Here is a 13,869-nt window from a genome sequence, read left to right as displayed (position 1 = left end):
TGCCGTCCCGGCGGGGTGCCCGGCGGCGGGCCACACGGGGCGCCGGCGCTGGGTCTCACTCCACGGCCACCTACGTGACCGCTGGTCCGCGGACCCTACCCAGGTCTGGGCGGTTCCATGTCAGCTGTGCATCGACACTGTGAGCTAGTCGACGTCGAGAGTGTGCATGGCGAAATAGGTCGGATAAGTCAGTTTGGCGGGGACACGCCGACCAAACCCCCACAGACACCCGTGCGAGTGCCCCCGAGGGGCGTTTGGCACCGTGATCACTTACGGTGGGGAAGTGCCGCGTACCGGCGCCATCGGTGTTCACCAAGGGTGACGAGGTGGTGCGGTGCCGCTGCGGTCAAGAAATTTTCGGGACGCCTGTCGACTAATCACCACTTTCCGGGCGCGTGTCGGGTGGTTGACTCTTGCGGACCCCTGGTCAGTGGGCATTAGCTTTCCTTCGTGACACGTAGCCGAGGCTGCGCGGGCCAGTGATGGCGGGGACGCGCAAGCCGGTCGTCGAGGTGCGGCGCAGCCAGCGTCGGCGACGTACGGTGTCCGCGTACCGTGACGGTGAGCGAGTCGTCGTTCTCATCCCGGATCAGTTCTCCCGGGCCGAGGAGAGCGAGTGGGTCGACCGGATGCTCGCCCGGCTCGCCGCCCGCGAGGGCCGCCTGGCCCGATCCGACGCGGAGCTGCTGGCCCGTGCCACCCGGCTCATCGACCTCTACCTCCCCGGGTACGCCACGAAGGCGGTGCCCGCCAGCGTCCGATGGGTCACCAACCAGAACGGCCGATGGGGTTCGTGCACCCCTGCCGACCGCAGCATCCGGATCTCACACCGCGTTCAGGAAATGCCGGACTGGGTGATCGACTACGTGCTGCTGCACGAGCTGGCACACCTGATCGTGCCCAGCCACAACGCGCGGTTCTGGGCGTTGGTCGGCCGCTACCCCAAAGCCGAACGTGCCCGCGGCTACCTCGAAGGTGTTGCCGCCGCCTCCGGCGCTCCCCTCCCCACCTGATCGACCTAGATCCACTCGGCTTCCTGAATGCCGCGCGGTCGATGCCCTCCGGAGGTCGCGCTGTCAATGAAATCGAGTCGATCATGCCGGCGGGCGCGGCGCGGTGGCGGCCGTGCGGGGCGGCCATGCGGGGCGTGTCCTGCGGCAGGGCGGGCGGGTGGGTCGGGGTGGGCGGGGTGGGGCGCTAGGGTCGGGGGATGGCGCGACGGGTGGTAGTGGCGTTACTCGGGTCGGTCCCCTGGTCGCCTCCGGGCGTCGACCTGGCCGAATGGCGAGCGGCTCTCGCGGAAGACGTCATCGACCTGTTCGCCACGCTCAACGAGGTGGAGGTCGCGGTCGCGGTGACCCCGGCCGACCGGGCGCTGGCCGACGCGCTGGTGTGGCCCGGCACGGCGGTGTACGAGGTGGCCGAGGCCACGCCGAACGCCGTGTTCGCCGCGCTGGAGGGCTACGACCAGGCGGCGGTGCTCGTCGCGGACGTGCCTGACCTGCCCGCGTTGACCGTCGGCAAGCTGCTGCGCCCACTCACCACCCGACCGGTCGCGGTGGCTCCGGTCGAGGGTGGCGGGCCGGGCCTGCTCGGGGTGGCGGTACGACTGCCCGCGCCGGACTGGCTACCGACGCTGCACCTGGACACGGCGACGCCGGCCGAGGCGCGCGCCAACGCCCCGCGCCCCGCTGACGTGGCGGTCACCGCGGGCTGGCGTCGACTGCGCGGCCCGGCTGACCTGGCCACGCTGGACCCGGCCTTCGAGGGTTGGGAAGCGACCCGCGCCCTGCTCTCCGGCTCGGGCCGCCCCGCCTGACCAGAACGCTTACCGACCCGCCCAGCCACGGCCACCGGCACGCCGGGTGCCCGCTGTCGAGCAGCACGGGCACCCGGTTTCCCGCGTCGCGGACCCGGGGGCCACGGGCTCGGGCGGCACGACCCAGGTTTCAGGGCTTGGCGTCGCCCTCGTCGTCGGTCTCGTCGGGCTGACCGGGAGCCTTCTCCTCCACCCCGCCGGGGGCGGTGAAGTCGAAGCTGTCCAGCTCGCTCAGGTCCATGTCGTTCATCGCGAAGGCGACCGGGTCGGCGAAGTCGTCGTCCGAGGGGAGCAGGTCCGGGTGACCCCAGACGGCGTCGCGGCCCTCGATGCCGCGGTGCTCGGTGAGCGCGGCCCAGAGTGCCGCGGCCTCGCGGAGACGGCGCGGGCGCAGTTCCAGGCCGACGAGTGCGGCGAAGGTCTGCTCGGCGGGGCCTCCGGCGGCACGGCGGCGACGGAACGCCTCACCCAGCCGGACGACGTTTGGCAGCCGGTCGCTGGCGGCGCTGTCCACGACGTGGCAGACCCAGCCCTCGACCAGGGCCAGTGCGGTCTCCAGTCGGGCCAGAGAGGCCTTCTGCGCCGGGGTGTCCTCCGGGGTGAAGATGCCCTCCAGGGCGATCGCCTGCATCGACTCCGGGTCGGTCGGGTCGACCCGGCCCATCGCCTCCTCGATCGCGTCCCGGTTGACCCGGATGCCCGCGGCGTACATCTCGACCGCGCTGAGCACATGCCCGCGCAGCCACGGGACGTGCTGGAACAGCCGCTGGTGGGCGGCCTCGCGCAGCGCCACGTAGAGGCGGACCTCGTCCTCGGGAAGTTCCAGGCCCTCGCCGTACGCCCGGATGTTGGCCGGGATCAGGGCGGCCGTGCCGGCCGGGCCGAGCGGCAGCCCGATGTCGCCGGCGGAGAGCACCTCCGCGGCGAGCGAGCCGAGCGCCTGGCCGAGCTGGCCGCCGAAGAGCGCGCCGCCGAGGGTGGCCACCATCGACTGCATCGGGCCGAGTTGGGCGCGCGCCTCCGGTGGCACCAGGTCGCCCATCGCGCCGACCATCCGGCTGGCGACCGGGTCGCAGAGCTTGCGCCACACGTCGAGCGTCTTGAAGATCCACTCGTTGCGGTTCCAGGACACCGGTGACTGGATGCCCGACGGCCAGGACGAGGCCGGCTCCAACCACAGGTCGGCCAGGCGCAGCGCTTCCTCGACCGCGTTGCGCTCAAACGGTGACACCGCCGGGTCGCCGGCGGCCGCGAGCTGGCTGGCAGCTACCTGCCGGGCCAGGTCCCAGTTGACCGGACCGCTGCCCGGCGCGGAGAGCAGGTGCTGCAACTGCGACATGAACTGCTGCATCTGCGCGGGATCGTTGGGGTCTGGTGGTTGCCCACCCGGGAGCGCGAAACCGAACGGAATATCAGGCACGACGTCTACGGTACGCGGACCGCGCCCCAGGTCGCCGCCGCTGGCGTTGCGCTGAGGGCGAAGTCGCGTGGCGCATCCGGCAGGAGGCGTCCGGCCGGTCGGTACGCTCTGCGGCATGAGACGTCGTGGCCTGACGGTCCTGCTCGGTGCCCTGTTCACCGCCCTGCTGAGCATCGGGGTGCTGCGGGTGCCGATCCCGTACGTGGTGCTCGGCCCCGGCCCGACGGTCAACACCCTCGGCACGGAGGACGGCAAGGAGGTCATCCAGGTCTCCGGGCGGGAGACCTCGACCTCCGCCGGCCAGTTGCGGCTGACCACGGTGGGTGTGCAGCCCACGGTGCGGTTGCGGGGGGCGATCGCGGGTTGGTTCTCCGACGACGAGGCCGTCGTGCCGCGTGAGTTGGTCTACCCGCCGGGGGAGTCGACCGAGCAGGTCGAGCAGCGCAACGCGGAGGACTTCAAGGCGTCGCAGACCAGCGCGGAGACGGCCGCGCTGCGGGAGTTGGGCTTTCCGGTGCAGGTGGTGATCAAGACGGTGGCCGGGGACGGGCCGGCGGCCGGGGCGTTGAAGGCCGGTGACGTGATCACCTCCGTCGACGGTCAGCCGGTGCCGGTGGCCGCGAAGGTCACCGAACTGATCCGGGCCAAGCCGGCGGGTACGGCGTTGTCCATCTCCTACACCCGCGACGGCGCGCCGGCCACGGCGACGGTCACCAGTCGTGAGCAGGATGGCCGGCCGCGGATCGGTGTGGAGATCGATCAGCAGCAGCCGCACCCGTTCACCCTCGGCATCGACCTGGGCGACATCGGCGGACCGAGCGCCGGTCTCATGTTCGCCCTGGGGATCGTCGACAAGCTGACCCCGGCCGACCTCACCGGTGGCCAGATCATCGCCGGTACCGGCACCATCGACGACGAGGGCACCGTCGGCCCGATCGGCGGGATCGCCCAGAAGTTGGTCGGCGCGAAGCGCGCCGGCGCGAAGGTCTTTCTGGTGCCGGCGGACAACTGCGCCGAGGCGGTCCGCAATCCACAGCCCGGTCTGCCGCTGTTGCGGGTGGGTTCGTTGGACGAGGCGATGACCGCCCTGGAGACGTTGCGCGCGGGGGGTCAGCCGACTCGTTGCTGACCGGTGTGACCGTGCCCCGACACGCTCAGGAACACCCCGTACTCTGGGTGCCTGGTCGGAGCCGATCACATCGAGCGTGCGGAGCCAACAGTGGTCATGCGTAGCAGCAGCCCCCTTCCGAGGATGAGCCGGCGCGGGCGCGTCACCATCGCGGTCCTGGTCGGGGTGTTCGTGCTCTTCACCCTGCTCGGCTGGGGTGTCCAGGCGTGGACGGACTGGCTGTGGTTCGACGAGGTCCGCTACACCGAGGTCTTCACCGGTGTGCTGGTGACCCGACTGTTGCTCTTCCTCGCCGTCGGTCTCGGCATGGCGGTGGTCGTCGGTGGCAACCTGTGGCTGGCGCACCGGTTGCGTCCGCGGCTGCGTCCGCACTCGGTGGAGCAGGCGACGCTCGAGCGTTATCGGATGGCGCTCAGCCCGCGACTGGGCACCTGGATCGCGCTGACCGCCGCGGTGGTCGGGCTCTTCGCCGGTCTCTCCGCGCAGAACCGGTGGAGCCAGTGGCTGCTCTTCCGCAACGGCGGTGACTTCGGGGTGAAGGACCCGGAGTTCGGGGTGGACATCGGCTTCTACGTTTTCCAGTTGCCGTTCTGGCGTTACCTGCTCGGGGTCGCCTTCACCGCTGTGGTGCTGGCCGTGATCGGCGCGCTGGCGGTGCACTACCTGTTCGGTGGGGTCCGCCTGCAGGGCGTCGGGGACCGGATGAGCAACGCGGCCCGCGCGCACCTGAGCAGCCTGGTCGCGGTCTTCGTGCTGTTGAAGGCCGTCGCGTACGTGCTGGACCGGCGGGCGATGTTGCTGGAGTACAACGAGGGCGCCAAGTTGTACGGCGCCGGCTACGCCGACGTCAACGCGCTGCTGCCGGCGAAGGAGATCCTGGCGTACATCTCGATCGTGGTGGCGATCGCGATCGTCGTGTTCTCCAACGCCTGGATGCGGAACCTGGTCTGGCCGGGGATCTCGCTGGCGCTGCTCGGTGTGTCCGCGGTGGCCATCGGCGGCATCTACCCCTGGGCCGTGCAGACCTTCGAGGTCAAGCCGAGCGCCAAGGACAAGGAAGCGCCGTACATCCAGCGCAGCATCGACGCGACGCGAGCGGCGTTCGGGTTGGGTGCCACCGAGACGACCGCGTTCGCGGCGAACAACTCCACCCCACCGGCGAACCTGGCCACCGACACCTCGGTGGTGTCGAACGTGCGGCTGCTCGACCCGCAGTTGGTCAGCGAGACGTACACCCAGCTCCAGCAGGTGCGGGGCTTCTACGACTTCGGCCCCAAGCTGGACATCGACCGCTATGGGGTGAACGGAAAGGTCTCCGACTACGTGGTCGGCGTCCGGGAGATCAACTACGGCGAGTTGACCGACCAGCAGAACACCTGGATCAACCGGCACACCGTCTACACCCACGGGTACGGGCTGGTCGCCGCCCCGGCCAACCAGGTGGTCTGCGGCGGGCAGCCGTTCTTCGTGTCCGGCTTCCTCGGCGAGAAGACCCAGGAGGCGTGCTCCTCGCAGACCGAGCAGATCCCGGCCACGCAGCCGCGGATCTACTACGGCGAGCGGATGGCGGCCGACGACTACGCGATCGTCGGTCAGGCCGACCCGAACAAGAAGGCCGAGTTCGACAGGCCGGTCGGTGAGGGTGGCGGCGAGTCCTACACCTACACCGGTGAGGGCGGCGTCGAGATCGGCTCCTTCACCCGGCGGCTGCTGTACGCCATCAAGGAGCAGGAGTCGAACTTCCTGCTCTCCGAGGCGGTCAACAAGGACTCCAAGCTCCTCTACGTGCGCAACCCGCGGGACCGGGTGGAGAAGGTCGCGCCGTTCCTCACCCTGGACGGCGACCCGTACCCGGCGGTGGTCGACGGTCGGGTGCAGTGGATCGTCGACGGCTACACCACGGCGGCCACCTACCCGTACGCCGAGCGGGTCAACCTGCAGACCGAGACCACCGACGAGCTGACCAACCGGGGCACCTTCCAGCTGGCCCGGGAGAACGTCAACTACATGCGCAACTCGGTGAAGGCCACCGTCGACGCGTACGACGGCACCGTGAAGCTCTACGAGTACGACGACACCGACCCCGTGCTCAAGGCCTGGAACAAGGCGTTCGGCGGTGACCTGATCCAGCCGAAGGCGGACATCCCGGCCGCGCTGACCGAGCACCTGCGCTACCCGGCGGACATGTTCAAGGTGCAGCGCAACCTGCTCACCAAGTTCCACGTGACGAACCCGGGCGACTTCTACTCCGCACAGGACTTCTGGCAGGTGCCCAACGTGCCGGACTCCCCGGACAGCGGTCAGAAGCAGCCCCCGTATTACTTGTTCACCCAGTTCCCGGGGCAGGACAGCCCCCGGTTCCAGCTCACCGCCGCGGTCACCCCGAACGGCCGGCAGAACCTGGCCGCGCTGATCTCCGGGTCGTACGTCGGCGGGCAGCCCCGGCTGGAGGTACTGGAGCTGCCGGATCAGACCCGGATCTCCGGCCCGGTGCAGGTGCACCAACAGATGACCAACAACGCCAACATTCGCCAGCAGCTCACCCTGCTCTCCAGCAACCAGGCGCAGGTGCAGTTCGGCAACCTGCTCTCGTTGCCCTTCGCCGACGGCATGCTCTACGTCGAGCCGGTCTACGTGAAGAGCAACCAGCAGGACGCGTACCCGCTGTTGCAGAAGGTGCTGGTCTCCTACGGTGACGGTGGCTCCTTCGTGGCGCTCGCCGACAACATCAACGACGGCATCAAGCAGCTGGTCGAGCAGGGTAAGAAGGCCGGGGGCGGCACGTCACCGCCCCCGACCACCGGGGGCAATCCGACGACGCCCACGCCCACGCCGACGCCGAGCGGGACCGCCACGCCGACGCCGACACCGAGCGCCAGCATCACGCCGCCGACCGGTGACCTGGCCGTCGCCGCGGACCGGGTGCAGACCGCGATCACCGAGGTGCGGTCCGCGCAGACCTCGGGTGACTTCGAGCGGTACGGCCGTGCGCTCAAGACGCTGGACGAGGCGCTGACCGCGTTCCAGCAGGCGCAGCGGGCCGCCGGAACACCCAGCGGCAGCGCCACACCGTCGGCGGGCGGCTGACCGCACTCGCCGGGCGTAACTCGCGGAGCCCTCGTCGTCGGACCATCCGGTCCTGGCGACGAGGGCTCCGCTGTCGTCGCGCATCCGGGTCTGGCCTGACTGACAGGTGCCGGACCGCGATCCGGCGGATTCGGATGTCGTTTTGCGGCGGCCGGGGGTGGTGCGCTACGGTTAACCAGTCGACGCGGGGTGGAGCAGCTCGGTAGCTCGCTGGGCTCATAACCCAGAGGTCGCAGGTTCAAATCCTGTCCCCGCTACGAGAAATATCGAAAGCCCGTTTCCGGTTCGCCGGAGGCGGGCTTTCGACTTTCCCGACGTGTGCGGCTGCTCGGAAGGTCGAGCGTTCGCCTGCTCGCTGGCGTCAGCGGTGACCCCGCTGATCATCGCCGAACGGGATGGGTTAAGGTTAAGCAGTCGGCGCGGGGTGGAGCAGCTCGGTAGCTCGCTGGGCTCATAACCCAGAGGTCGCAGGTTCAAATCCTGTCCCCGCTACCAACGGCAGTGCAACAGGTCCGGCCCCCATCCGTGGGGGCCGGACCTGTTTTTGTGGCCGCCCACCTGAGTGAGGCCGCCGGGTGCTGAAGGTTGCGGGGATGTTGCGTCCGGTCGGGATGCTCCCGGACGGCTTCGGTGCCGGGTTCGGCGCGGACCGACGTGCCGAGTTTGCGTCAGTCGGCGAGGATGGGCACATGTCTTCATTCGGTAAGTGGTGGGGCCGGCTCAGCGCGGTCCTCGGTGCGGCCGTACTGGCGGTCTTCGTGCCCGTCGCGGCCTGGGCGTCCACGGGCGCCGGCGAGGTGGTGGTCGAGGCCGCCCGGCGGCGGTCCCGCGGCGGCGGCGGCTTCGGCATTCTCGGCCTGCTCTGCTGCCTGGTGGTGGTCGGGATCATCGTGTTCCTGGTGCTGCGTCTGACTCGCAACCGTCGGAACGGTCCGCCGCGCTGACCCCTGGCGGCCCGCCCCGATCGGTTGGTCGACGGCGGCGGGCCGTGGGCCGGCCGCCGGTGGTCACGCCGCCAGTGCGGCGTTGGCCTGGGCGATGAAACGGGAGGCGGCCGCCCGGGTGCCGGTCCGCTTGACGCGGATGCTCTCCGCGGTGGCGACCAGCAGGGTCCGCACCCGGGCGTGCCCCTTCGGGGGTGGCGCCGGGGCCGGCCCGAGCTGGTCGGCGATGGCCGCGCCGAACGCGGCGGCCCGCTGCTGGGCCGGCTCGGTGATGCTGCCCTCGGCGTAGCGGCGGACGGCGAGACTGGCGTTCAGGCCACGTTCGTGGCCGAGGACGGTGCCGGCCTCGCCGTTCGTGGTCAGAAAGTTGATCACGTCGGTGACGGTGTCCGGGTGGCGGGTGCCCCGGAACGCTGCCCAGAACATCGATGCACGCGCCCACTGCGCGCCGGTCGGTCCCGGCAAGCCGACAATGCCCAGCTCGGCCTCGGTGAGCCGCTGCAACTCGGGCAGTTGGTGGGACCACGCGAACGACGCGGCGGTCAACCCGGTCACCACCAGTTGCCGGGACGGCTCGCCGCTGTCGGCCTGCTCGACGAGCGCCGCACCCGGGGTGGCCCGCCCCTTGCGGGCCCGCTGCCACAGCTCGAACCAGGCGATCAGCTGTTCCACGCCGAAACCGAGCTGCTTGCCCCGGTAGAGTTCGCCGCCCTGCGACCGCAGCCAGAGCCAGAGCGCCCGGTAGTCACCGGACCCGTCCATGGCGCCGGCCACCTGGCCGTCGCTGGCTTCGGTGACCTGTTCCGCCCAGGAGATGTACTCGGCCCAGCTCATTCCGGCGCGCGGCTCCGGCACCCGCAGCTCCCGCAGCAGGTCCCGGTTGAAGACCACACCCGGGTGGGTCTGCCCAGCGGCCACCGCCATCGTCCGCCCCTCCACCGTGCCGTAGCGGATCAGGCCCTCCGGCAGGCCCCGCAGATCGAGGCGATGGTCGCTGACCCGGTCGGTGAGGTCGAGGATGATCTGGCGTTGCGCGTACTCGGTCAGCACCGTGTCGTCGACCTGGATCAGGTCCGGTACGTTGCCGCCGGCCGCCTGGGTGGCCAGTCGCTCGTAGTAGCCATCGGCGCCCTGCCAGGTCACGCGGAAGGTCACCCGGGGGTTGCGCTCCGAGTAGAGCCGCAGCACCTTCTCGGTGAGTTCGGCACGCCTGGTGCCACCCCACCAGAAGACCGACAGCTCGACCGGTCCGTCGTCGGTCGACGTGGCGGTGCCGTCGCTGCATCCGGCCAGCCCGCCGGACGCGAGCAGGGGAGCACCGAGCAGCGCGGTGAGCAGTCGGCGCCGGCCCGGGTCGGCGCCGAGGCGGTCGATCGGCTGTGGAACAACGGGCACGGGGGTCTCCTGGACCTGCGAGGGCGGCGGTCGGACCATTCACGCAGGGAGCGCACGAAGGTGTCAACGTCCGTCCGGTCACCCGCCGGCGCGGGTGGTCGAATCAGGCCTCCCGCTGCCGCGTGGTGTACTAGGGCGCGTGGAACTTCTGCACTCGGGCAAGGTTCGGGACGTGTACGCCGACGGCGACGACCTGATCCTGGTCGCCTCGGACCGCATCTCGATCTACGACGTGGCGCTGCCGACGCCGATCCCGGACAAGGGTCGTCTGCTCACCGCGCTCTCGCTGTGGTGGTTCGAGCAGCTCGCCGACCTGGTGCCGAACCACGTCATCTCGGCCACCGACGTGCCCGCCGAGTTCGCCGGGCGGGCGATCCGCTGCCAGCGGCTGGACATGCTCCCGGTCGAGTGCGTCGCTCGCGGCTACCTCACCGGCGGCGGCCTGCGGGAGTACGAGCAGACCGGCACCGTCTCCGGCGTGGCGCTGCCCCGAGGGCTGGGTGAGGCGTCGATCCTCCCCGAGCCGATCTTCACGCCGTCGAGCAAGGCCCCGATGGGCGAACACGACGAACCCATCACGTACGACGACGTGGTGGACAAGGTGGGCCAGGCCACCGCCGAACGACTGCGGCAGATCACCATCGACGTCTACCGGCGCGGCGCGGAGCTGGCCGCCGACCGGGGCATCCTGATCGCCGACACCAAGATCGAGTTGGGCTGGGCGCCGGACGGCACCCTGGTCCTGGGCGACGAACTGCTCACCTCCGACTCGTCGCGGTTCTGGCCAGCCGAGTCGTACCAGCCGGGCCGCGTGCAGTTCTCCTACGACAAGCAGTACGTACGGGACTGGGCCACCGGCGGCGGCTGGGACAAGCAGCCCCCGGCGCCGGACGTGCCGGACGAGGTGGTCGAGGCGACCCGCGCCCGTTACGTCGAGGTCTACGAGAAGCTGACCGGCAACCGCTGGAGCTGAGCGCGTTACTGCCGTCCGCCGCTCCCTGCGTCACTGTTGGACGCCCTTTGCTCTGCTTCAACCAAGGCAACACTGACGGCATGTTTCGGTGCGCCCGTTGAAGCAGAGCAAAGGACGCACACCTGGCGCGGCCCTCCTCCGGTTCTCACGACAGCCGGCGACAGTCAGGACGTCGGCACGGGACTTACTCCGCCCAGTCGAGGGTGCGCTGCACGGCCTTGCGCCACTGGCCCAGCTCCTGCTCGCGTAGCTCCGGGGCCATCGCCGGCTCCCACCGCGCGTCGGAGCGCCACTGCGCCCGCAGGGTGGCCAGATCCGGCCAGAAGCCGACCGCCAGACCGGCCGCGTACGCGGCGCCCAGGCAGGTGGTCTCGGTGATCCGGGACCGGACCACCGGCACGTCGAGCACGTCCGCGAGAAACTGCATGAGCAGGCCGTTGGCGGTCATCCCACCGTCCACCCGGAGTCGGCGCAGCGCCACGTCGGAGTCGGCGTCCATCGCGTCGACCACCTCACGGGTCTGCCACGCCGACGCCTCCAGCACCGCCCGCGCCAGGTGCCCCTTGGTGATGTAGCCGGTCAGGCCGGCGATGACGCCCCGCGCGTCGCTGCGCCAGTGCGGGGCGAACAGCCCGGAGAACGCCGGCACCACGTAGCAGCCACCGTTGTCGTCCACGGTACGGGCCAGGTCCTCCACCTCGGCGGCCGTGGAGATCAGCCCGAGGTTGTCCCGTAGCCACTGCACCAGCGAGCCGGTGACGGCGATCGCGCCTTCCAGGGCGTACGCCGGGGGTTGGTTCTTGATCCGGTAGGCGACGGTGGTGAGCAGGCCGTGTGTCGACGGGACCGGGGTGGCCCCGGTGTTGAGCAGCAGGAAGCTACCGGTGCCGTAGGTGCACTTCGCCTCGCCCGGCTGGAAGCAGGTCTGCCCGAACAGGGCGGCCTGCTGGTCGCCGAGCGCGCTGGCCACCGGCACCCCGGTGAGCACGCCGCGGGCGGTGCCGTACACCTCGGCGGAGCAGCGGATCTCCGGCAGCATCGCCACCGGCACACCCATCGCGTCCAGCAGGTCCGGCGCCCAGTCCAGGGTGGTGAGATCCATCAGCATGGTCCGGCTGGCGTTCGTCACGTCGGTGACGTGCGCGCCGGTCAACTTCCAGATCAGCCAGCTGTCCATGGTGCCGAAGAGCACCTCGCCGCGCTCCGCGCGCTCGCGCAGGCCGTCGACCTCGTCGAGCAGCCAGCGCAGCTTCGGCCCGGCGAAGTAGGTGGCCAGCGGCAGGCCCGTCCGGGCCTGGAACCGCTCCTCGCCGTACGTCGAAGCCAGCTCGCGCAGCAGCGGCCCGGTCCGGGTGTCCTGCCAGACGATGGCGTTGGCCACCGGGCGGCCGGTGGCCCGGTCCCAGACGACAGTGGTCTCCCGCTGGTTGGTGATGCCGACGGCGGCCAGTCCGGTCGCGTCGGTGCCGGCGGCCCGCAGCGCTTCGGCGACGACCTGTTGGACGTTGTCCCAGATCTCCTCGGCGTCGTGTTCCACCCAGCCGGGCCGGGGGAAGATCTGCCGGTGTTCCCGCTGGGCGACGGCGACGATGTCCCCGGCAGAGTCGAAGACGATGCACCGCGAGGAGGTGGTGCCCTGATCGATGGCGGCGACGTACTGGGGGGTCACCGCAGCACCGTACCCAAAGCGCAGCGTGGTGCGACAGGCGTCACGACCGGTTACGGCCCACCGCCGGTCGCCGGCCGCCGCTTCGCCTACGATGTGCGAACGTGCGTGACATCGCCGTTTTCAGTGGAACCGCCCATCCCGACCTGGCCGCCGAGATCTGTGCCCACCTCGGGGTGCCGCTGCACCCGGTGCGGGTGTCCCGATTCGCGAACGACTGTCTCGAAGTGCAGTTGCAGGCCAACTGCCGGGAGCGGGACGTCTTCCTGATCCAGCCGCTGGTGCCGCCCGTGCAGGAGAACCTGGTCGAGCTGCTGTTGATGATCGACGCCGCCCGGGGCGCCTCGGCCGGCCGGATCACCGTGGTGCTGCCGCACTACGCGTACGCCCGTTCGGACAAGAAGGACGCGCCGCGCATCTCGATCGGCGCCCGGCTCGTCGCGGACCTGCTCGTGTCGGCCGGCGCGGACCGGGTGCTCGCGATGACGCTGCACTCGCCGCAGGTGCACGGCTTCTTCAGCGTTCCCGTGGATCACCTGCACGCGTTGCGTGAGCTGGCCAACCACTTCCGGCGCTACGACCTGAGCGACACCGTGGTGGTCTCACCCGACCTGGGCAACGCCAAGGAGGCGGCGGCCTTCGCCCGGCTGCTCGGCACGCCGGTCGCGGCCGGTGCGAAGCAGCGGTTCAGCGACGACCTGGTCACGATCAGCGCGGTGATCGGCGAGGTGGCCGATCGGGACGTCATCGTGCTGGATGACGAGATCGCCAAGGGCAGCACGGTGATCGAGTTGATGGAGCACCTGCGCGGCCTGAAGGTCCGTTCGATCCGGCTCGCCTGCACGCACGGGCTCTTCTCCGGTGACGCGTTACAGCGGCTCAGCGACCAGGAGGGCGTCCTGGAGATCGTCTGCACCAACACGGTGCCCATCCCGGCCGCGAAGCGGATCCCCGAGTTGCAGGTGCTGTCGGTGGCCCCGGCCCTGGCCGAAGCGATGCGCCGGATCCACAACGGCGAGTCCGTCTCCGCGCTGTTCGCCTGACCCACCCCCACCCCGCCCCGCCCCGCCCCACCCCACCCCCGCCCTCACCCCGCCCCCGTCCCCGCCCTCACACCTCACCCGCGCGATCTTGCGGTTTCTGTCGCGACATAAGGGATATCCCACTCATCCCGACAACAGAAACCGCAAGATCGCCGAAGCGCCCGCCCTGATCCGCGTGGATCATGGAGTTGTGGTGCCGCGCACAAGGGGCGCATGCGGAGCTGTCGCCCACCACGACTCCATGATCGACGGGCCGGGCCGGGCCGGGCCGGGCCGGGGCGGGGGCGGGGCGAGGTGCGCGGGGCGGGGCGAGGGCGTCCGCGCGGGGCGGGGCGAGGTGCGCGGGTGCGGGGCGGGGTGCGCGGGCGCGGACCGCGGGGCGGGGGCGCGGAC

General features: G+C 70.7%; 10 protein-coding genes and 2 tRNA genes. 9 read left to right on the top strand and 3 right to left on the bottom strand.

Annotated features, from left to right (window positions below; all coding sequences use genetic code 11):
* The first annotated feature begins 482 nt into the window (after positions 1 to 482).
* Both AB0A90_RS14475 and AB0A90_RS14470 read left to right on the top strand, forming a co-directional pair.
* Positions 483 to 1,013 carry a M48 family metallopeptidase gene (locus AB0A90_RS14475; RefSeq protein WP_357246727.1) on the top strand — a complete coding sequence of 177 codons (531 nt, stop codon included), beginning with the start codon at positions 483 to 485 and terminating at the stop codon, positions 1,011 to 1,013.
* 197 nt (positions 1,014 to 1,210) lie between these two features.
* Complete coding sequence (locus tag AB0A90_RS14470) at positions 1,211 to 1,819, top strand: hypothetical protein (RefSeq protein WP_357246725.1); 609 nt, start codon at positions 1,211 to 1,213, stop codon at positions 1,817 to 1,819.
* A gap of 130 nt (positions 1,820 to 1,949) precedes the next feature.
* Here the strand turns inward: AB0A90_RS14470 and AB0A90_RS14465 are convergent, their stop codons facing one another.
* A complete protein-coding gene (locus tag AB0A90_RS14465) occupies positions 1,950 to 3,239 on the bottom strand; it encodes a zinc-dependent metalloprotease (protein WP_357246723.1) in 1,290 nt (429 codons plus the stop codon).
* 115 nt (positions 3,240 to 3,354) lie between these two features.
* Here AB0A90_RS14465 and AB0A90_RS14460 point away from each other — a divergent pair, with 115 nt between their 5' ends.
* From AB0A90_RS14460 to AB0A90_RS14440, 5 genes are all read left to right on the top strand, one after another.
* Positions 3,355 to 4,368, top strand: a complete 1,014-nt coding sequence (locus AB0A90_RS14460; RefSeq protein WP_357246721.1) for a PDZ domain-containing protein — start codon at positions 3,355 to 3,357, stop codon at positions 4,366 to 4,368.
* Positions 4,369 to 4,464: 96 nt separating this feature from the next.
* Complete coding sequence (locus tag AB0A90_RS14455) at positions 4,465 to 7,455, top strand: UPF0182 family protein (protein ID WP_357246718.1); 2,991 nt, start codon at positions 4,465 to 4,467, stop codon at positions 7,453 to 7,455.
* 183 nt (positions 7,456 to 7,638) lie between these two features.
* A tRNA-Met gene (locus AB0A90_RS14450) sits at positions 7,639 to 7,712 on the top strand.
* Positions 7,713 to 7,873: 161 nt separating this feature from the next.
* A tRNA-Met gene (locus AB0A90_RS14445) sits at positions 7,874 to 7,950 on the top strand.
* Positions 7,951 to 8,144: 194 nt separating this feature from the next.
* Complete coding sequence (locus AB0A90_RS14440) at positions 8,145 to 8,399, top strand: hypothetical protein (protein WP_357246715.1); 255 nt, start codon at positions 8,145 to 8,147, stop codon at positions 8,397 to 8,399.
* A 63-nt stretch (positions 8,400 to 8,462) separates the two neighbouring features.
* On the opposite strand, the gene AB0A90_RS14435 is transcribed toward AB0A90_RS14440, so the two are convergent.
* A complete protein-coding gene (locus AB0A90_RS14435) occupies positions 8,463 to 9,794 on the bottom strand; it encodes an extracellular solute-binding protein (protein WP_357246712.1) in 1,332 nt (443 codons plus the stop codon).
* A gap of 139 nt (positions 9,795 to 9,933) precedes the next feature.
* Between AB0A90_RS14435 and AB0A90_RS14430 the strand changes: the two genes are divergently transcribed.
* Complete coding sequence (locus AB0A90_RS14430; RefSeq protein ID WP_357246709.1) at positions 9,934 to 10,767, top strand: phosphoribosylaminoimidazolesuccinocarboxamide synthase; 834 nt, start codon at positions 9,934 to 9,936, stop codon at positions 10,765 to 10,767.
* A 184-nt stretch (positions 10,768 to 10,951) separates the two neighbouring features.
* Here AB0A90_RS14430 and glpK read toward each other — a convergent pair whose 3' ends face one another.
* Positions 10,952 to 12,436 carry a glycerol kinase GlpK gene (gene glpK, locus AB0A90_RS14425; RefSeq protein ID WP_357246707.1) on the bottom strand — a complete coding sequence of 495 codons (1,485 nt, stop codon included), beginning with the start codon at positions 12,434 to 12,436 and terminating at the stop codon, positions 10,952 to 10,954.
* Between the two features lie 101 nt (positions 12,437 to 12,537).
* Here glpK and AB0A90_RS14420 point away from each other — a divergent pair, with 101 nt between their 5' ends.
* Complete coding sequence (locus AB0A90_RS14420) at positions 12,538 to 13,476, top strand: ribose-phosphate pyrophosphokinase (protein WP_357246704.1); 939 nt, start codon at positions 12,538 to 12,540, stop codon at positions 13,474 to 13,476.
* The last annotated feature ends 393 nt before the right edge of the window (positions 13,477 to 13,869 follow it).

It is taken from the genome of Micromonospora sp. NPDC049204 (assembly GCF_040647935.1).
Lineage (GTDB): Bacteria > Actinomycetota > Actinomycetes > Mycobacteriales > Micromonosporaceae > Micromonospora.
This window is presented reverse-complemented; position numbering and strand designations above follow the sequence as displayed.